Source organism: Caproicibacter sp. BJN0012 (assembly GCF_035986805.1).
Classification (GTDB): Bacteria; Bacillota; Clostridia; order Oscillospirales; family Acutalibacteraceae; genus Caproicibacter.
In genome coordinates, this window is sequence record NZ_CP142518.1 from 2675047 (window position 1) to 2693625 (window position 18579).

Sequence of the window (18579 nt, forward strand, 5' to 3'; positions counted from 1 at the left end):
CATGAAAGTCACAAAAGCCGTTATTCCGGCGGCGGGACTCGGCACCAGAGTCCTGCCCGCCACAAAATCCATGCCAAAGGAAATGCTTCCCATTGTGGACAAGCCGGCGATTCAGTACATCGTGGAAGAGGCTGTGCGCTCCGGCATCACGGACATCTTAATCATCACAAACCGGGGCAAAGGGCTGATTGAAGACCATTTCGACCGCGTCCCCGAGCTTGAGGCAAGGCTGACGCAGAGCGGCCCCGAAAAGGAAGAAATCCTGAACGAAATCGTCGGGATCGCCCACAAGGCGAATTTCTTTTTCGTTCGGCAAAAGGAGACGCGCGGCCTGGGCCACGCGGTCGGCTGCGCGAGGTCCTTTGTCGGAAACGAGCCGTTTGCAGTGCTGTACGGCGACGATGTGGTCATCGGGGAAGACCCCGCCTGCGGACAGCTGATCCGCGCTTACGAGGAGTACGGCAAGGGCGTCCTCGGAGTCAAGATGGTTTCTGAGGAGGCGATTTCGAAATACAGCTCCCTGAAAGTGGAACCTCTGAGGGGCAACTGGTTTTCCTGCACCGACATGGTGGAAAAGCCCTCGCCGGATCAGGTTCTCTCCCTCTATTCCATTTTGGGGCGCTGCATTCTGACTCCGGAAATTTTCGATATTCTGGACCACACGGACCCGGGCGCGGGCGGAGAGATTCAGCTGACCGACGCCATGCGCACCCTCGCCCGCCGCGACGGCATGATCGCGGTCGAATATTCCGGGACGCGCTACGATATGGGCAACAAGCTCGGGATCATGAAAGCCCAGGTCGAAGTCGGCCTGAACCATCCCGAAATCGGGCGGGAATTCCGGGCTTATCTCAAAGAGATCTGCCAAACCCTGTAATAACCGCTACAAATTTTCTATTGACGGAGTTCCCGCCGGCTGATATAATAGTCCTGTTAAGCCGCTATTGCGGCTTTATCCTTGCTCCGGACACAGTTCCGGGGCCATAAGTCCAAAAGGAGGTGTTTTGACAATGGCAGATGTAAAGAATTCCTATGAAACCGTTTTTATTCTTTCCACCAAATTGGGAGAAGAGGGGATTACTTCCACAATTCAGAAGTTCAAGGATCTGATTGCGGAACACGCCACCATCGACAATGTTGACGATTGGGGCAAACGCAGACTGGCCTATCCGATCCAGAAGGAAGAAGAGGGCTACTATACGCTGATTGCTTTCACCAGCTCCCCGGAATTCACTGCGGAACTGGACCGTGTCTACAACATTACGGACGGCGTGCTTCGTTCCCTGATCGTGAAAAAGGAAGCTCCGGATCAGGCTAAGCCTGAAAAGGACAAGACGGAAGAGAAAAAGGAAGCGTGACCTGAAATGCTGAATGTCGCTGTTCTGATGGGAAGGCTCGTCGCAGACCCGGAACTGAGGCACACGCCGAACGGGATTTCCGTGACCAGTTTTACCATCGCCGTGGATCGATCCTATGTAAAGGCCGGAACCGATCGGCAGACGGATTTTATCGACGTCGTGGCGTGGCGCAACAACGCTGAATTTGTGTGCAAATATTTCCGGAAAGGCCAGCTGGCCGCCGTCCAAGGTTCCATTCAGACGCGGACCTACACCGATAAAGACGGAAACAAGCGCAAAGCGGTTGAGATTGTTGCCGACAATGTCCATTTTGCGGAACCGAAGCGGGAAAGCGGAGGTTCTTCCGGCGGTTATTCCAGAACCGGAAATCCGGCGAACGACCACATCGAGCCACCGCCACCCGCATATGCAAACGGCGATACAGGTGATTTCGAGGAAATTCCATCCGATGATGATCTTCCCTTCTGACCTTTTGACACAACCGATTGAAGTAAAATAGAATAAGGAGGTTTCTCATGGCTGACAATCAGAACGACAGACCCGTCAGGGAGCGCAGAGGCGGCCGCAAGGGCCGCAAAAAAGTCTGCAGCTTCTGCGTGGACAAGGTCGAAACCATTGATTACAAAGATGTCGCAAAGCTGCGCCGCTTTGTCTCGGAACGGGCAAAGATTCTTCCCCGCAGAGTTACCGGCACTTGTGCTCATCATCAGCGCGAATTGACGGTCGCGATCAAGCGTGCGCGCCACCTTGCATTGCTTCCGTTCAGCAGCGACTGATTCAGCGGATAAAATCGGGCTGCTCTGGGAATCCGGTTCACACCGGTACCAGAGCAGTTTTCCTTTTTCAGGAGGCGGCCATATGCTCTTTGACATGCACGCTCATATGTTCAGCGACAAAATCGCAGAAAAGGCGCTCTCACGCCTGGCTCTGCTGTTCGGTGACCAGCCCATTACAAACGGGACCGTCGGCGACACCGAGCAAAAGATGAAGGAATGGGGAATTACCGCTTTCACGGCTCTCAATATCGCGACAAAGCCGGGCCAGCAAAAGGTGATCAACGACTGGGCCGCGTCCGTCCAAACCGATTCCGTCCTCTGCTTCGGAACAGTGCATCCGGACGCGCCGGACGCTGCGGAGGAAGTCCTGCGGATTGCCCGTCTCGGCCTGCACGGCATAAAGCTTCACCCCGATTCTCAGAAATTCCTGATTGCGGAGCCAAGGCTCTACCCGATTTATGAGGCGGCCTCCTCCCTCGGCCTGCCGATCACCTTTCACGTAGGGCGGGATCCGGACAGCGTGCGAAGCCCCCGCGCGGCGGCATCCGGCATCACCAGAATCTCCCGCCTGTTCCCCAATCTGACGATCATCGCCGCCCATATGGGCGGCGCAAGAATGAGCGATGAGGCAGAGCAGGTCCTTGCGGGGAAAAACGTCTATCTCGACACTTCGCTCTCAAATGTTTTTTGCCCGCCGGAACAGTTCGTCAGAATCGTCAGGAAGCACGGTTCGGAGCGTATTTTATTTGGAAGCGACTGCCCATGGCAAAGCCCGCTGGAAGAATTCAGATGGATCGAACACCTGGATCTTCCCAGCGCGGACAGAGAGAATATCTATTGGAACAACGCGGTGCGAATCCTGAAGATCGCCAAATGACGCTGCGGGGATGCCAATCCCACAGCAAAAAGAATGCCGGGGCTTTTGCCCCGGCATTCTTTTTGCTGTTCACCCCGCGGAAGAAGCGGATGACGACGCGGACGGATTCGGATTAGGCCCTTTGCTGACGACAATGACCACCTTGGAACCATACGCCATCTGGCTGCCTTCCTTCGCATTCTGATACCCTATGACCAGACCGGAGGGCACCGAACCGCTGTACGCCTCCGCCTTCGTGGGAACGAATCCCGCAGAGGTCACATTCTCGGAAGCATCCGGCAAGGTTTCACCTGAAATTTCAGGCAGCGTGCGCACGGCCGCTCCCTCGCTGACAACCACCACAATCGCCGTTCCTTTTGCCATCTTTCCGTTTGCCGCCGGCTGCTGGGAAATAATGCATCCCTCCGGGACCGTATCGGAAAACTGCCTGGTCGAAAGAAGGATCTGATAGTCCGTTCCCTGACTGGAAGACACGTCCTCAACAAACTGATCGTAGTTCTGTCCCACCAGATTCGGAACCGTTATTTTGTTTTCGTCAGATGAATCCGCGAGCTGGTCTGCCGAAGACTTTTCCAGCAAAACCGCCGAAGAAGAATCGGAAGCATCCGTCGCGGCTCCCGCCGCCAGTCCGCGGTCGTCGGTCGGGGTGCGGCTGATCCAGAACATGCCGATCGCCGTAAACACGATCAGCATGACCGCGCAGGAGGCCAAAACCCAGACAAAGCCGGGCAGCTCGCGCTTTTTTTTCTCATCGGGACCCGCCCCGCCCGTTTCCATGCGGCCGGGCATCCGGCTGATCCGCCGGGTTTCTTCCAGCGCGGCCGTCACGGAAGAAGCAGCGGAAAGCTCCACCCTCAGGCGCTCAAACGTCGGCGTCCGGCGGTCCGGTGAAACCTGAAGCGCATTGGCCAGCGCCGTGACCAAATAGGGCGGCAAAGTGTGAAGCACGGCCGTGGGAATAAACAGCCGCGAATCACCCCGGCGCTTCAGCGCATCCGGCGGAAGGGTCCCGGTCAGGGTAAAAAACAGCGAGGCCGCAAAGCCGTAAACATCCGTCGCTTCATTCGGCTGATAATCCATGACGTACTGTTCGATTGCCGCGCATCCATCCGTCATGTCCGGCGGAAGATCGGTATCCATTTGCCGGACCGAACCGATCGAAAAACCGCCGAGTTTCATCCGGCCGTCTTCCATAATAAACAAAGTATCGGGGGAAATCCCCAAGTGGCCCACGGAATGGGCGTGAAGGACGCTCAGCGCGGAAAGCACGGGCATAAACAGCTGCCTCGCAGCGTTCCAGCTGAGTCTTCCGCCGCTCCGTTCCACAAAATAGCGGAGCGTAATGCTGTCGTTCCATTCGGACACCGTATAAGCCGTATGATTTTCTTCAAAGATATCATAAATCTGCACAATGGCGGAAAGCTCGCGCATGTGGGCGATCTCTCTGGAATAACTTAAAAACCGGGCAAACGACTCGTTGAAAATGATTTCACTGCCGCCGACCACGCGCACATCCGTGCCGTTCGCAGCCCGTTCGCTGAGCGTCTGCGGAAAAAACTCGTGCAGCTCGATCGGAATATTCAGAACGGTGTCGTAGCCGATATAAATAATTCCCTCTCCATTGCTTTTTTTCGCAACGCCGACCAGATACCGTTTCTGCAGCATGGTTTTCAGAGGAAGGGCATGCGTCATCTGGGGCTCATCCCCAAGCCAGCCACAGCGGGGGCAAGCCGCTCCGCCTTCTTTTTCGGACATGCAGTTCATACACAGATTTGCCGGATCAGTCATATTGCCGCCTCCGAACTGTTGTTAAGGCCGTTGCCGCACTTGTTTAGTTTTCTTCATCCTCATCCGAATTATCCCAATTGTGCCAAACATTCTGCACGTCGTCGTTGTCTTCCAGGGTATCGAGCAAACGCTGCATTTTAGCGGCCGCATCCGGATCCTCCATTGTTACGGTCGTGCTCGGCACCATTTCAACCTCCGCGGAAACAAATTCATATCCTTTTTTCTCAAGGTCGCTCAGAACGCCGCTGAAATCGTCCGGTTCCGTGTCGATCTCAAAAACGTCCTCATCGGATTGGAAATCGGAGGCGCCGGCTTCAAGCCCGTCTTCCATGACCTTGTCTTCGTCGAGCCCTTCTTTTTCGATCAGAATGACTCCCTTTCGCTCAAAAAGAAAGGAAACGCAGCCATTCTGCCCCAGGTTGCCGCCGAATTTGTCAAAGTAGTGCCGGATGTCGCCCGCCGTGCGGTTGCGGTTGTCCGTCAGGGTCTCCACAATCACGGCGATGCCGTTCGGACCATATCCTTCGTACTGGATGGTCTCGTACTTATTCTCGTCTCCGTCGCCCGCGGCCTTCTTGATGATCCTCTCGATGTTGTCGTTCGGAACATTGGCGGCTTTCGCCTTGGCGATGCAGTCCCTCAGACGGGAATTGGCATTGGGGTCCGGCCCGCCGCCCTGTTTGACCGCCACTGCGAGCTCACGGCCTATTTTTGTGAAAACTTTCGCTTTGGCCCCATCTGTTTTTTCTTTTTTTCGTTTAATATTATTCCATTTTGAATGGCCCGACATAAAAAAAGTCCTCCAAACTTCAATAGCGCTTGATTTTTATCATAGCACAGTTTTTGCGGAATGGCAAGGGCGGCACCGGCGGCCGGTCAAATCAGGGTGCCGCTGTCACAGTAGGAACACAGCAGCATGTCTCCGACCTCCGTAAAAAGGCCCGGCAGGTAGCGTTCCGTCTGCGTGATGCACTTGGGATTGGAGCAGCGGTGCGGATGCGTGGGGTGCGGAATTTTCCTCTTCCGAGGCCGGTCCCGGCTTTGCAGGATGGTCAGGATCAGCGCCATTCTGGCGTAAACGCCATAGACGGTCTGTTCAAAATAAGAAGCGCGCGGGTCGCCGTCCACGTCCACGGAGATTTCATCCACGCGGGGCAGCGGATGCAGAATTTTCAGGTCCGGCTTTGCATTCCGGAGCTTCACGCTGTCCAGGACAAAGACGCCCTTTTGCCGTTCGTACTCCTCCCGGCTTGAAAAACGTTCCTGCTGAATGCGGGTCATATACAGCACGTCCAATTCCGGCAGGGCCTGCTCCAGGCTTTCCGCGGCAGAACAGGTGCAGCCCGCGGCGTCGATCACGTCCAGAACGTATTTCGGCAGAGCGAGCTCCGGGGTGGAAATCAACACAAAGGAGGAGCCTGGAAAGCGGGTCATCGTCCGAATCAGCGAATGGACGGTTCTGCCGTATTTCAGATCTCCGCACAATCCGATTCTCAGGTGGTCCAGCCTTCCCTTTTCATTGGAAAGGGTGACAAGGTCCGTCAAAGTCTGCGTCGGATGAAGATGCCCCCCGTCCCCCGCATTGATAATGGGGGATTTGGAATACAGCGACGCGGCCGCCGCCGCCCCCTCGCACGGATTCCGCATGACGACGATATCCGCGTATCCGCTGACGACCGTGATCGTGTCCTTCAGGCTCTCCCCCTTGGAAACCGACGTGTTTTCCGGATTGTCAAAGCCGATCACTTCGCCTCCCAGGCGGTACATGGCGGTCTGAAACGACATCTTGGTGCGCGTGGACGGTTCATAGAACAGCGTCGCCATGATTTTCCCGCGGCAGGATTCCCGATAGGCCCACGGATTTTTGCGCATACTATCGGCAAGAGCAACCAGCTCCCTGATCTCTCCCACCGAGAGCTGGTCCAGGTCTATCATATCGTAAAGCTGCATCCCTTTCACCCCGAGCTTTCTATATATATTGAGTAATATTTTAACATCGCTCCGGCAAAAGCACAAGACGGCTTTGTAATTTTAAAGGGAATCTATTGACAGATTTGCTATGATTGCATTAGAATGAGTTGTTAACACAGAAACGACTGGAGAAATGGCAGGGCGTTGCAATGAAAATCGGACTCGACGTTGGTTCCACCACTATAAAATGTATTGTTATGGATGAATCCGGCAAGATCTTGTATCGTTCCTATCAACGGCATTATTCCAAGATCACGGAAAAAATGACGGAGCTTCTGGAAAAAGTCCGCCGTGAATTCAACCTGGACGAAACAGCGATGCTGACTGTTTCCGGTTCTGCCGGAATGGGAATCTCCCAGACGTGCGGTCTTCCGTTCGTCCAGGAAGTCTACGCGACCCGCATCGCGGTCGGCCGGCTGATTCCCGACGCCGACGTGATTATTGAGCTCGGCGGCGAGGACGCCAAGATCCTGTTCCTTTCCGGCGGGCTGGAGGTCCGCATGAACGGCTCCTGCGCGGGCGGGACGGGGGCCTTCATCGATCAGATGGCTACCCTCCTGAACCTGTCGCTGGAGGAGATGGACCGGCTCGCCTCTCAATATGAAAAAATCTATACGATCGCATCGCGCTGCGGGGTCTTTGCCAAATCGGATGTCCAGCCCCTGCTGAACCAGGGCGCCCGAACGACGGATATTTCCGCCAGCATCTTCGCCGCCGTGGCAAACCAGACCATCGCCGGGCTGGCCCAGGGCCGCCCGATCCGCGGCAAGGTGGTCTATCTCGGCGGGCCGCTGACGTTCCTGCCGCAGCTGCGGGGCAGTTTCGACCGCGCTCTGAAAGTGACCGGCGTCTGCCCGGAGGATTCCCTTTATTACGTCGCCATCGGCGCGGCATACTGCGGCGCGGTCGAGACAAACCTCGGGGAAGCGCTGGATCGGATCCGCAAATACGGCTCCACGGGAAGCTTTCTCTCCATTCCCCCTCTGTTCCGGAATGAAGAGGAGTACGAGGCGTTCCGCGAACGGCACGCACAGTGCAGGGCTCCGCGGGGAGACATCGCGTCCTACCGCGGCGATGTCTGGCTCGGCGTCGACGCGGGTTCGACCACGGTCAAAGCCGTGCTGCTAGGCAAAGACGGAGAAATCCTCGATTCCGTCTATCAGAACAATTCCGGCAATCCCGTCCCGATCATCCGGGATTACCTGCTCGGCGTCTATCAGAACCATCCGGATCTCCGCATCGCGGGAAGCGCCGTGACGGGCTATGGGGAAGAACTGCTGAAAAACGCTTTCGGCATCGACTACGGGATCGTTGAAACGGTCGCCCACTTCACCGCCGCAAAGCACTTCCGCCCGAACGTGGATTTCGTCATCGACATCGGCGGGCAGGACATGAAATGCTTCAAGATCCGGGGCGGCGCGGTGGACAATATTTTCCTGAACGAAGCCTGCTCCTCCGGGTGCGGCTCCTTTTTGCAGACGTTCGCCAGCACGCTCGGCTATGAGATACCGGAATTCGCAAAGCTCGGCCTGTTCGCGGAGCATCCCGTGGACCTCGGTTCCCGCTGCACCGTCTTTATGAACTCCCAGGTCAAGCAGGCACAGAAGGACGGAGCGACGACGGAGGACATCTCCGCGGGCCTTTCGGTCAGCGTGGTGAAAAACGCGATCTACAAGGTGATCCGCGTCGCGAGCGCCGAAGAGCTCGGCCGGAACATCGTGGTGCAGGGGGGCACGTTCCTGAACGACGCCGTGCTTCGCGTCTTTGAAAAGGAGCTCGGCGTGGAGGTCACCCGCCCGGACATCTCCGGCCTGATGGGCGCTTACGGCGCGGCGCTCTACGCTATGGGCAAGCCGAAAAGCGAAAGCTCGCTGATCGGCCTTGAGGAACTTCAGGATTTCAAGCATGAGGTGAAAGTGACCAACTGCGGACTGTGCAGCAACCACTGCCGCCTGACCATCAATATCTTCGGCGGAAACCGGCGCTTTATCGGAGGCAACCGCTGCGAAAAGCCGGTCACCAAAAAAAATGCGAAGAGCGAGCTCAATATGGTGGCATTCAAGATGGATCTTCTGTCCGCTTACCGTGCGTCGGAGCCGGGACCGCGGGGAAAGATCGGGATTCCGATGGGCCTGAACCTGTACGAACTGCTCCCGTTCTGGCATCGCTTCTTCACCTCCCTCGGATTTGAAGTCGTCCTCTCCCCCCTTTCGGACCGCGAGCTGTACCTGAACGGACAGAGCACCATTCCGTCCGACACGGTCTGTTTTCCCGCAAAGCTGATGCACGGGCATGTGCAGGCTTTGATCGACGCAGGGGTCCGGAACATCTTCTACCCCTGTATGTCGTACAATTTCGACGAGGGAATCTCCGACAACCATTACAACTGTCCGGTCGTCGCCTACTATCCCGAGGTGATCGCGGCCAACATGGGCAGTCTTTCCGATTATAATTTCATCCACGACTATGTGGGGATCCACCGCAAACACGACTTTCCGATCAAGATGCACGGAGTTCTTCAGAAAAGCTTTCCGGACATCACCGTCCGCGAAGTCAAACAGGCTGCAAAAGCGGCTTACGGGGAATATGACCGCTATATGGAGCAAGTCCGCCGGAAGGGCGACGAAATGATTCTTGAGGCCGAGCGCGAGCACCTGCCGATCATCGTCCTGAGCGGCAGACCGTATCATCTCGACCCGGAGATCAACCACGGAATCGACAAGCTCATCGTCAGCCTCGGTGCCGCCGTGATTACGGAAGACGTCGTCAGCCCCAGAGCCGGAAAAATTCACACGGACGTCCTGAACCAGTGGACTTACCACGCCCGGCTGTACGCCGCGGCCAAATACGTCTGCACAAGGCCCGACATGAACCTGGTGCAGCTCGTGTCCTTCGGCTGCGGAGTCGACGCGATCACGACCGACGAGGTCCGCAGGATCCTGGAAGAGGGCGGCAAAATCTACACCCAGATCAAAATCGATGAAATCACAAACCTTGGCGCGGTGAAGATCAGGCTGCGCAGCCTGTTTGCCGCCCTGGAGGCGTAGGAGGTGCGGCAAGCATGGCAAAGTTGAAATACAATAAAAAGGGGCGCCTTCTGTTTACGAAGGAAATGAAAAAGGAATACACGATTCTCGCTCCGATGATGGCGCCGATCCATTTCCGCCTGATCGTCAACGTGATGAACAACTGCGGCTACCATTTCGAGTTGCTGGACACCACCGGGCCGAATATCGTGCAGGAGGGACTGAAGTATGTCCACAACGACACCTGCTACCCCGCTCTGCTGGTGATCGGGCAGTTTATCGACGCGCTGCACTCCGGAAAATACGACCTGAACAAAACCGCGCTGGTCATCACCCAGACCGGGGGCGGGTGCCGCGCTTCCAATTATATCCACCTGCTGCGCAAGGCTCTGAAAAAGGCCGGCCTCACACAGATTCCCGTCATCTCGATGAACCTGTCGTTTCTGGAGCACAACCCGGGATTTCAGATCACCCTTTCCATGATCCGCAAATTCGTCGCCGGCATCGTTTACGGCGACGCGCTCATGCTGCTGCACAACCAGACGGAAGCCTATGAGGCCAACAAGGGGGAAAGCGGACAAAAAGTCGAGAAATGGATTGCGGAGCTTTCCGATCAGTTCAATCACGGCCACGGCCTTTCGCTCCGGGAGCAGACGGAGAATCTGAACCGTATCGTTCACGATTTCGCCGCTGTTCCGATTCAAAACGTGCCCAGGGTCAAGGTCGGAATCGTCGGTGAAATTTACGTCAAATACGCCGCGCTGGGGAACAATAACCTGGAGGATTTCCTCAAGGAACAGGGATGCGAAATCAATGTGCCCGGCCTGATGGGCTTCGCCCTGTTCAAGGTCGATAACCGGCTGGACGACATCCGCCTCTACGGCGGAAACCCGGTCAAACATTTCGTTGTCAAAAAGTTGATGAACTATCTTCTGAAAATGCAGGACATTCTGATCGAAGCGGTCAAAACAGAGCCGCGGTATCTCGCCCCCACTCCATATGCCCACACAAAGAGCCTGGTCAAGGGCGTGATCGGCTACGGCGACAAGATGGGAGAGGGCTGGCTCCTGACGGCGGAAATGATGGAGCTGACCGAACAGGGATACGGGAATATCGTCTGCGCGCAGCCGTTCGGCTGCCTGCCGAATCATATTTGCGGCAAGGGAATGATCCACAAGATCAGGGCGGTTGACGAACGCTCCAACATCGTTCCGATCGACTACGATCCAAGCGCCACCAGGGTCAACCAGGAAAACAGAATCAAACTGATGCTGGCGGTGGCAAAAGAAAAACTTGCGCAGCAAGAAAAGGAGCGGTAATGTTTTCTAAAAATAAATTGAATATTTGTTGCTATTCCCGGAATTGCCTTCCGCGGATAAAATTGGTTGCATAGAATCCTCCATCGACATATACTTTATATATTGACTGTGGTTCCCGTCAATAAGTAAAACGGCAAACCCGCCGAAAGGCCGGGATGCCAAGCCATGGGGCCGGACGTGGGACAGATTGGAGGAGTTCTCCGTGAAGGGCAAGTCTTTCTGGTTCCAGATCCTGGGCTTTTTCCTGTCAGCCGTCACCTTTGCCTGTCAGACGAACGGATTCCAGGAAAGCAGAATGACTCCGGGGCCGCTGATTCTTTCCGCCGCGGTTTCTCTTTGCCTGCTTTTAATCGTCTGGTACCGCTATGTCGACAAGCCGACCGGCGATTTCCTTCATACAATCCACCGGGCGATCGGCGGCGACTACGGCGCCCGGTTTTCCTGTTATGCGGAAAACGATAATTTTCGCCGCCTGTCCGCCGCGTTCAACCGGCTGATGGGCCGCGTGGAAAGCCAGACGGAAGAACTGACGGAAAGCCGGCAGCTTCAGAGCCTGCTTTACGAAAATGAAAAAATATACCGTTCCGCGCTTGAGCTTACCTGCGAGCGGGTTTTTGAAGCGGACCTCACCCATGACCAGCTGATTTATGGATATGAAACCTATCAAAAGGTCTTTTCCTTTCATCATATCGAACGATTCGAAGATCTGATCGGCAAGCTCGCGGATCAGGCCGTGCATGAGGAGGACGCCGAAAAATTCCGCCGGACTTTCGACCGGCGGAACCTGCTGGAGACTTTCAACAGCTCCGGCGTGCCGGAAATCGTTCTGGAGTATCGGCAAAGGCTGCCGTCCGGCGAGGTCACCTGGGTCTCCACCTCTGTCATTCGGAGCGGCGACCCGGAAAACGGGCTGAAGGTCATCGGTTACGTCAAGAATATCGACGCGCGAAAACGAAAGGAACTGGAGATTTTAAAGCAGTCTCAGAAAGACGGGCTGACCGGGATCTACAACAAACGGTGCACCCAGTCCCTGATCGAGAGCTTTCTGGCGGGCAGCGGAAACGGCGGCCGCCATGCGGCAATCATGCTTGATATCGACGATTTTAAACGGATCAACGACACGCTCGGCCACATTCAGGGAGACGCGGCGCTTTTAAACGTCGCGCAGAGGCTCTCCGCCCTGTTCCGCAGCTCGGATATCGTGGGCAGGATCGGCGGAGACGAATTTTTCGTTTTGATGAAGGACTGCGGTTCCCGCGAAGTCCTGACAGAAAAGCTGGACGCGCTCACGGGCATGTTTGGGGAAATCCATCTGGAAGATCCCTCTTTTCAGGTCAGCGGCAGTATCGGCGTGGCTCTTTACCCGGAAGACGGAACGGATTACCGGGAGCTCTACAAAAAAGCGGATGTTGCACTCTATTACTCCAAAGCTCACGGTAAAAATCAATACCGTATTTACTCCCGGCAATAGACCGGCGCCGTTGCAATTTCCTATTGCAGCGGCGCGTTTTATTGTTTATCAGCACGGTCACCGGCTCCATTTGTCGCTGAGCGAATTGATCTGGTCGGCAAATTTGGCAAGGTCTTTATTTGCGCCGCCTTCGTTTTCCTGAATGACGCGCATCAGGCGGCGTCCGGCTTCCACCAGACGCGCAAACGCGGCCTGCACTCTTCTCGCCTTTGCCTTGACGCGGGCGGGCTCGGTCCCCTCTTCCAGGATGGTGTTGCTGATCAGATCCGCGACCGCCCGGAAATTCGGCGCGTAAGCGTGGTAGCCCAGCGCGTTCAGCTCCTCCGTAAATTCCTGGCAGATCTCCTGCTCGCCGTGGACAACGAACACGCGGTCCGGCTTTTGAGCAAACGACCCGATCCAGCGCAGCAGGCCCTTGTGGTCGGCGTGCCCCGACAGCGCCTTGAAATTGTGGACGCGGGCCTCGACGGCGATTTCTTCTCCGAACAGCTTGACCTGTTTCGCTCCGTCGACCAGGATGCGCCCCAGCGTTCCGTTTGCCTGGTACCCGACGAAAACGATCGAACATTCCCTTCTCCACAAATTGTGTTTCAGATGATGACGGATGCGGCCCGCCTCGCACATTCCGCTGGAGGAGATAATCACCTTGGGCACGCCGTCTTCATTCAGGGCCCTGGACTCCTCGACGCTCTCACAGATGTGCAGGTTGGAAAAGCGCAGTGGGCGGAATCCCTCGCGGATCACACGGACGGTGTCCTCGTCCGCATAGCCGGTCAGATCGCCGCTGTAAATTTCCGTCGCCTCGGCGGCGAGAGGGCTGTCCACATAGACCGGAAAATCCGGCACGCTTTTCACCAGCTTTTTTGCTTTCATCTCCCGGATGAAATAGAGCAGCTCCTGCGTCCGGCCGACCGCGAAGCTGGGAATCACCACGTTGCCGCCTGCGGCCAGCGTTTCATCGAACACCTTCGCAAGGTCCGGAATATAGCTCGTGATCGGGTCGTGCTCCCGGTTGCCGTAGGTGGATTCCATCACTACATAGTCCGCTTCCCGAATATACTGGGGGTCCCGGATAATCGGCTGGTTCAGGTTTCCGATATCGCCGGAAAACACGATCTTTTTCGTTTCCCCGTTTTCTTCCGCCCACAGCTCCACGGAGGCGGAACCGAGCAGGTGTCCCGCGTCGACCATGCGGAACCGGACTCCCTCGCACAGAGGAACCATTTCGTCGTAAACGCAGGGTTCCAGACGCCGGATCGTATCCTGCGCGTCCTCGACCGTATACAGAGGTTCTTCCGGTTCCCTGCCGGCCCGTTTTCCCTTTCTGTTCTCGTTCACGGCGTCCATTTCCTGAATATGCGCGCTGTCGCGCAGCATAATGGACAGCAGGTCGCAGGTAGCCCCCGTCGCGTAAATTTTACCCCGGTATCCGTTCCTGACCAACAGCGGAAGACGCCCGCTGTGGTCGATATGCGCGTGGGTGACGATCACATAGTCGATCTGCTGCGCGTAAAACGGCAAGTCCCTGTCGCCGCCTCCGTCCGCGCCCTGCTGAAGCCCGCAGTCAATCAGGATCCGTTTCCCGCAGGCCTCCAGACAATGGCAGCTTCCCGTCACTTCCTTGTCCGCTCCGTAAAAAGTCAGCTGCATCTTTCTTCCTCCTGTTTTCCATTCCGCACAGCCCCGTCCCTGAGCACAAGCTCCACCGGGCAATGGTCGCTTCCCATGACATCGGTCAGGATCCTGCTGTCCCCGACCCGTTCCCTCAGCTCATCCGACACCAGGAAATAATCGATGCGCCAGCCGGCATTCTTTTCCCGCGCGTGAAACATGTATGACCACCATGAATAAGTGACCGTGTCCGGATAAAGCCAGCGGAAGCTGTCTGTAAAGCCGGATTCGAGCAGCCGGGTCATTTTTTCCCTTTCCTCCTCGGTAAAGCCGGCGTTGCGCAGATTGCTCTTTGGATTTTTCAAATCGATCGCCTCGCGGGCGACATTCATGTCTCCGCACACAATCACCGGCTTATGCGCGTCAAGGCCGGACAGATATTCACGGAACGCATCCTCCCACTGCATGCGGTAAGAGAGCCTGGCCAGCTCGCGCTGGGAATTCGGCGTGTAAACCGTGACAAGCATATAATCAGGAAATTCCAGCGTAATGCAGCGCCCTTCCGTGTCGTGCTCCGGAATCCCGATCCCGTACCGAACGGAAAGCGGCTCAACCCTGGAAAACACCGCCGTCCCGGAATATCCCTTTTTCTGCGCCGAATTCCAGTACTGCCGATATCCCGCCAGCGTCAGCTCCGCCTGGTCCGGCTGCATCTTCGTTTCCTGAATGCAAAAAACATCGGCTTCCGCCTGTTCGAAAAAGTCCAAAAATCCCTTGTTCAGACACGACCTCAGGCCGTTGACATTCCATGAAATCAATTTCACCGGCATTTCCCTCCCTTTTTAAACATAGTATACCATATTCGTCCCCCATTCGTCATCATTTTGCATTGATTTCCATTCTCCATTCAGGTTTTGCAAACTCCGTCTTGTATAAAACGGATTTCCCGGCTATAATGGGATTATTGTCCGGACCGAATATCACAAATGGAGGATTGCTTCATGAAATATCCGATTGTTACCATGAAAACTTCTAGGGGCTCGGCCGAGATAGAACTTTATCCCGATATCGCCCCAAATACTGTGAACAACTTTATCTCTCTGGTCCAAAAGGGGTTTTACAACGGGACGCTGTTTCACCGCGTGATTCCCCATTTCATGGTTCAGGGGGGCGACCCGCTTGGCAATGGAACCGGCGGCCCCGGCTACAGCATTCGCGGAGAATTCACCTCGAACCGCTTTCAAAATGACCTGAAACACGCAAGGGGCGTCATTTCCATGGCGCGGACCGTGGAACCGAACAGCGCAGGCTCCCAGTTCTTCATTATGGTGGAGGATTCCCCTTATCTGGATGGTGAGTACGCGTCTTTCGGACGGGTCATCTCCGGCATGGAGGAAATCGACCGGATCGTCAACGTGCCCCGGGACTATGACGACAAGCCTCTGGAGGACGAAGCCATCGACTCCATGACGGTGGAAACCTTCGGTGAAACCTATGAAAAACCAAAAACCGTTTAAAGGAAAGCAGCATGTCCGTATTTAAAAAATTTATTCGATATTACCGGCCTTACAAAGCCATTTTCTACTTTGACATCTTCTGCGCGCTTCTTCTCTCCGCGATCGACATCTCCCTGCCGCAGGTTCTCCGCTGGCTGACCAGCGGGGTATTTGCCCAGGGACCGGAACAGATCCTGCGGATTCTCTGGCCGCTTGCCGGCCTTCTGCTCCTGATGTGCGCCGCCCGCTACGGCTGCCAGTATTTCATCACCTCCTGGGGCCACGTGATGGGCGCGCGGATGGAAAGCAACATGCGGCAGGACCTGTTCGACCACTTCCAGCGCCTTTCCTTCTCCTACTACGACCGGAACAACACGGGCGACCTGATGAGCCGCCTTGTCTCCGATCTGTTTGATATCTCGGAACTGGCGCATCACGGCCCGGAAAACATTTTCATCTCCGTGGTCAAGCTCCTCGGTTCTTTTCTGCTTCTGCTGTTTATCAACGTTCCGATGACGTTGATTCTGGCGGCCGTGACCGTGGTCATGGTGCTGTTCAGCATCAGCCAGAACAAAAAGATGCGCGCGACCTTTATGGACAACCGGAGGAAAATTTCCGGCGTCAATTCCCGCGTACAGGACAGTCTGGCAGGGATCCGCGTGGTGAAATCCTTCGGGAACGAGGCGCTCGAACATGACAAATTTGAGCGGAGCAACCTGATGTTTCTCGATTCAAAAATCGACAACTATAAGATCATGGGGATTTTCCGCGCCGGCAATTCTTTTTTTGAAGGCCTTTTGTACCTGACCGTTCTGATCAGCGGCGGATACTTCATCGCTTACGGCGGGCTGAAACTTTCGGACCTCGCCGTTTACGCCCTGTATATCACGATCTTCATCAACCCGATCGACGTTCTGGTGGAATTCACCGAGCAGTTCCAGAAGGGATACTCCGGTTTCAAGCGGTTTCTCGAAGTCATCGAGACCGAGCCGGAGATTGTGGACCGGCCCGGCGCCGTGGACCTCGGCGAAGTGAAAGGAAACATTGAATACCGGGACGTTTCGTTCAGCTACAACGAGTCCGAACAGGTCCTGAACCATATTGATCTGAAAATCGACGCAGGGCAGACCATTGCGCTGGTCGGCCCCTCCGGCGGAGGCAAAACGACGCTCTGTTCCCTTCTCCCCCGCTTTTACGACGTGACCGGCGGAAGCGTTTCGATCGACGGAATCGACGTGCGGAAAATCCGCCTGGAATCTCTCCGGAACGCGATCGGCATCGTGCAGCAGGACGTTTACCTGTTTTCCGGCAGCATCCGCGACAATATCGCCTACGGCAGACCGGACGCGTCGGACGAGGAGATCGTCGAGGCCGCGCGCAACGCCAACATCCACGATTTCATCATGGGTCTGGAGGACGGCTACAACACTTATGTCGGAGAGCGCGGCGCGCGTCTTTCCGGCGGTCAGAAGCAGCGCATCTCCATCGCCCGCGTCTTTCTGAAAAACCCGAAGATCCTGATTCTGGACGAAGCCACCAGCGCCCTGGACAACGAAAGTGAGCGCCGGATTCAGGCGTCGCTCGACCTGCTCAGCCGGGACCGCACCACCGTCGTAATCGCGCACCGGCTGTCCACCATACGGAATGCCAACGAGATCGTCGTCATCGGCGACGACGGCATTCTGGAGAGCGGCACACACGATTCTCTGCTGCGCGCGGACGGGATCTACGCAAGGTATTACAATCTTCAGTATGAAGGGCTGGAGGAGATGGAATAATCGAACGGCCGCGGGGCCGCCCGGATCCGGGCGGCCCCGTTCTTTTTATAAAGTTTTAGCACTCTTTTCATTAGAGTGCTAAAATTCATAATAATTCAAAGATTATTTCAAAAATTATTCATATATGGCAGATATACTGTAGTTGTTGAAAGGGAAAACAAAGAATTCCCGATAGATCAAACGGAAACGGAGGTTTCGAGTATGTTTGATTTGATTCCTTTTAGACACAGCGAAAGCAGTTTGTTTGATGAATTCGACCGCATGATGGGCGAAAGTTTCTGGAACGGTATGGACTCTTTTCATTCCTTTCGGACCGATATCCTTGACAAAGGCGATCGATATGTTCTGAAAGCGGATCTGCCCGGATTTCAAAAGCAGGAAATCAACATCAGCGTGGAGGGCGACCGGCTGGTCCTGAGCGCGGAACATAAAGAAGAAGGAAACGAAAATAAAAAGAATTATCTTCGCAGGGAAAGAAGATATGGGGCGTTCAGCCGGAGCTTCGATATCAGCGGCATCGACCCTGGCCGGATCAACGCAAGCTACCAAAACGGCGTGCTGGAATTGGAACTGCCGAAACTGGTCCAGGCAAAACCGCAGGAAAAAAGAATTGAAGTAAAATAGCCGGCTCATCATAACGGCAGATGAATCACTAAAAAAACAGGAGGTTTTTTCTATGTTTGACTTGGTTCCTTTTGATAACAGATCCGGCGGGATCTTCGACTACTTCGACCGGGTGATGAACAACGGATTTTTCGGCAGCCCGGACGCCGACTGTGCTCCCTGCCGCGCGGATATCCTCGACCAGGGAGACAAGTTCGTGCTGATGGCCGACATGCCCGGCTTCCGGAAGGAAGACATCAAGATCGGCATCGACGGCGATGTGCTGACCCTTTCCGCCGAGCGCAGGGAAGAAGCGAACGGCAGCGGAGAGAATTTTGTGCGCAGGGAGAGGAAATACGGTTCCTTAGCCCGCAGCTTCGACATTCAGGGCATCGACACCGGAAAGATCAGCGCAAGCTATCAGGACGGCGTATTGACCCTCGATTTGCCGAAAATCGTAGAAACGAAGCCCTCTTCCCGTAAAATTGAGATTCAATAATACGAA

General features: G+C 55.5%; 17 protein-coding genes. 12 read left to right on the forward strand and 5 right to left on the reverse strand.

The window, feature by feature from the left end; translation table 11 throughout:
- Position 1: 1 nt before the first annotated feature.
- The 5 genes from VA597_RS13055 to VA597_RS13075 all read left to right on the forward strand — a co-directional run bounded on the left by VA597_RS13055 (position 2) and on the right by VA597_RS13075 (position 3011).
- Positions 2-877: a UTP--glucose-1-phosphate uridylyltransferase gene (locus tag VA597_RS13055; protein ID WP_128743208.1), complete on the forward strand. Its 876-nt coding sequence runs from the start codon at positions 2-4 to the stop codon at positions 875-877.
- A 133-nt stretch (positions 878-1010) separates the two neighbouring features.
- Entirely contained in the window at positions 1011-1358 is a 348-nt protein-coding gene (gene rpsF, locus VA597_RS13060) for a 30S ribosomal protein S6 (protein ID WP_128743209.1), read from the forward strand.
- 6 nt (positions 1359-1364) lie between these two features.
- Positions 1365-1826: a single-stranded DNA-binding protein gene (locus VA597_RS13065; protein WP_128743210.1), complete on the forward strand. Its 462-nt coding sequence runs from the start codon at positions 1365-1367 to the stop codon at positions 1824-1826.
- Positions 1827-1873: 47 nt separating this feature from the next.
- A complete protein-coding gene (rpsR, locus tag VA597_RS13070; RefSeq protein ID WP_128743212.1) occupies positions 1874-2134 on the forward strand; it encodes a 30S ribosomal protein S18 in 261 nt (86 codons plus the stop codon).
- 82 nt (positions 2135-2216) lie between these two features.
- Positions 2217-3011 (forward strand): amidohydrolase family protein, encoded by a 795-nt coding sequence (locus VA597_RS13075; RefSeq protein WP_128743214.1) that lies wholly within the window; start codon positions 2217-2219, stop codon positions 3009-3011.
- Between the two features lie 69 nt (positions 3012-3080).
- On the opposite strand, the gene VA597_RS13080 is transcribed toward VA597_RS13075, so the two are convergent.
- From VA597_RS13080 to pyrB, 3 genes are all read right to left on the reverse strand, one after another.
- Positions 3081-4799 carry a PASTA domain-containing protein gene (locus VA597_RS13080; protein ID WP_128743215.1) on the reverse strand — a complete coding sequence of 573 codons (1719 nt, stop codon included), beginning with the start codon at positions 4797-4799 and terminating at the stop codon, positions 3081-3083.
- Positions 4800-4842: 43 nt separating this feature from the next.
- On the reverse strand, positions 4843-5589 hold the full coding sequence (locus VA597_RS13085; RefSeq protein ID WP_128743217.1) for a YebC/PmpR family DNA-binding transcriptional regulator: 747 nt from the start codon (positions 5587-5589) through the stop codon (positions 4843-4845).
- Positions 5590-5675: 86 nt separating this feature from the next.
- Complete coding sequence (pyrB, locus tag VA597_RS13090) at positions 5676-6749, reverse strand: aspartate carbamoyltransferase (RefSeq protein WP_128743218.1); 1074 nt, start codon at positions 6747-6749, stop codon at positions 5676-5678.
- 170 nt (positions 6750-6919) lie between these two features.
- Here pyrB and VA597_RS13095 point away from each other — a divergent pair, with 170 nt between their 5' ends.
- From VA597_RS13095 to VA597_RS13105, 3 genes are all read left to right on the forward strand, one after another.
- The gene (locus VA597_RS13095) at positions 6920-9817 is read left to right on the forward strand and encodes an acyl-CoA dehydratase activase-related protein (protein WP_128743220.1); all 2898 of its coding nucleotides are present in this window, start codon (positions 6920-6922) and stop codon (positions 9815-9817) included.
- Positions 9818-9831: 14 nt separating this feature from the next.
- Positions 9832-11115 carry a 2-hydroxyacyl-CoA dehydratase gene (locus VA597_RS13100; protein WP_128743222.1) on the forward strand — a complete coding sequence of 428 codons (1284 nt, stop codon included), beginning with the start codon at positions 9832-9834 and terminating at the stop codon, positions 11113-11115.
- Between the two features lie 202 nt (positions 11116-11317).
- On the forward strand, positions 11318-12586 hold the full coding sequence (locus VA597_RS13105; RefSeq protein WP_128743223.1) for a sensor domain-containing diguanylate cyclase: 1269 nt from the start codon (positions 11318-11320) through the stop codon (positions 12584-12586).
- 57 nt (positions 12587-12643) lie between these two features.
- On the opposite strand, the gene VA597_RS13110 is transcribed toward VA597_RS13105, so the two are convergent.
- Positions 12644-14236 (reverse strand): MBL fold metallo-hydrolase RNA specificity domain-containing protein, encoded by a 1593-nt coding sequence (locus VA597_RS13110; RefSeq protein WP_128743225.1) that lies wholly within the window; start codon positions 14234-14236, stop codon positions 12644-12646.
- Positions 14227-15021, reverse strand: a complete 795-nt coding sequence (locus VA597_RS13115; protein WP_326974742.1) for an exodeoxyribonuclease III — start codon at positions 15019-15021, stop codon at positions 14227-14229. The genes VA597_RS13110 and VA597_RS13115 overlap by 10 nt, the downstream gene beginning before the upstream one ends.
- Positions 15022-15198: 177 nt before the next feature.
- Here VA597_RS13115 and VA597_RS13120 point away from each other — a divergent pair, with 177 nt between their 5' ends.
- From VA597_RS13120 to VA597_RS13135, 4 genes are all read left to right on the forward strand, one after another.
- The gene (locus VA597_RS13120; protein ID WP_128743229.1) at positions 15199-15714 is read left to right on the forward strand and encodes a peptidylprolyl isomerase; all 516 of its coding nucleotides are present in this window, start codon (positions 15199-15201) and stop codon (positions 15712-15714) included.
- 11 nt (positions 15715-15725) lie between these two features.
- Entirely contained in the window at positions 15726-17471 is a 1746-nt protein-coding gene (locus tag VA597_RS13125; RefSeq protein WP_326974744.1) for an ABC transporter ATP-binding protein, read from the forward strand.
- A 201-nt stretch (positions 17472-17672) separates the two neighbouring features.
- Positions 17673-18095 carry an Hsp20/alpha crystallin family protein gene (locus VA597_RS13130; RefSeq protein ID WP_128743232.1) on the forward strand — a complete coding sequence of 141 codons (423 nt, stop codon included), beginning with the start codon at positions 17673-17675 and terminating at the stop codon, positions 18093-18095.
- 52 nt (positions 18096-18147) lie between these two features.
- Positions 18148-18573: an Hsp20/alpha crystallin family protein gene (locus tag VA597_RS13135; protein ID WP_128743234.1), complete on the forward strand. Its 426-nt coding sequence runs from the start codon at positions 18148-18150 to the stop codon at positions 18571-18573.
- Positions 18574-18579: the final 6 nt, after the last annotated feature.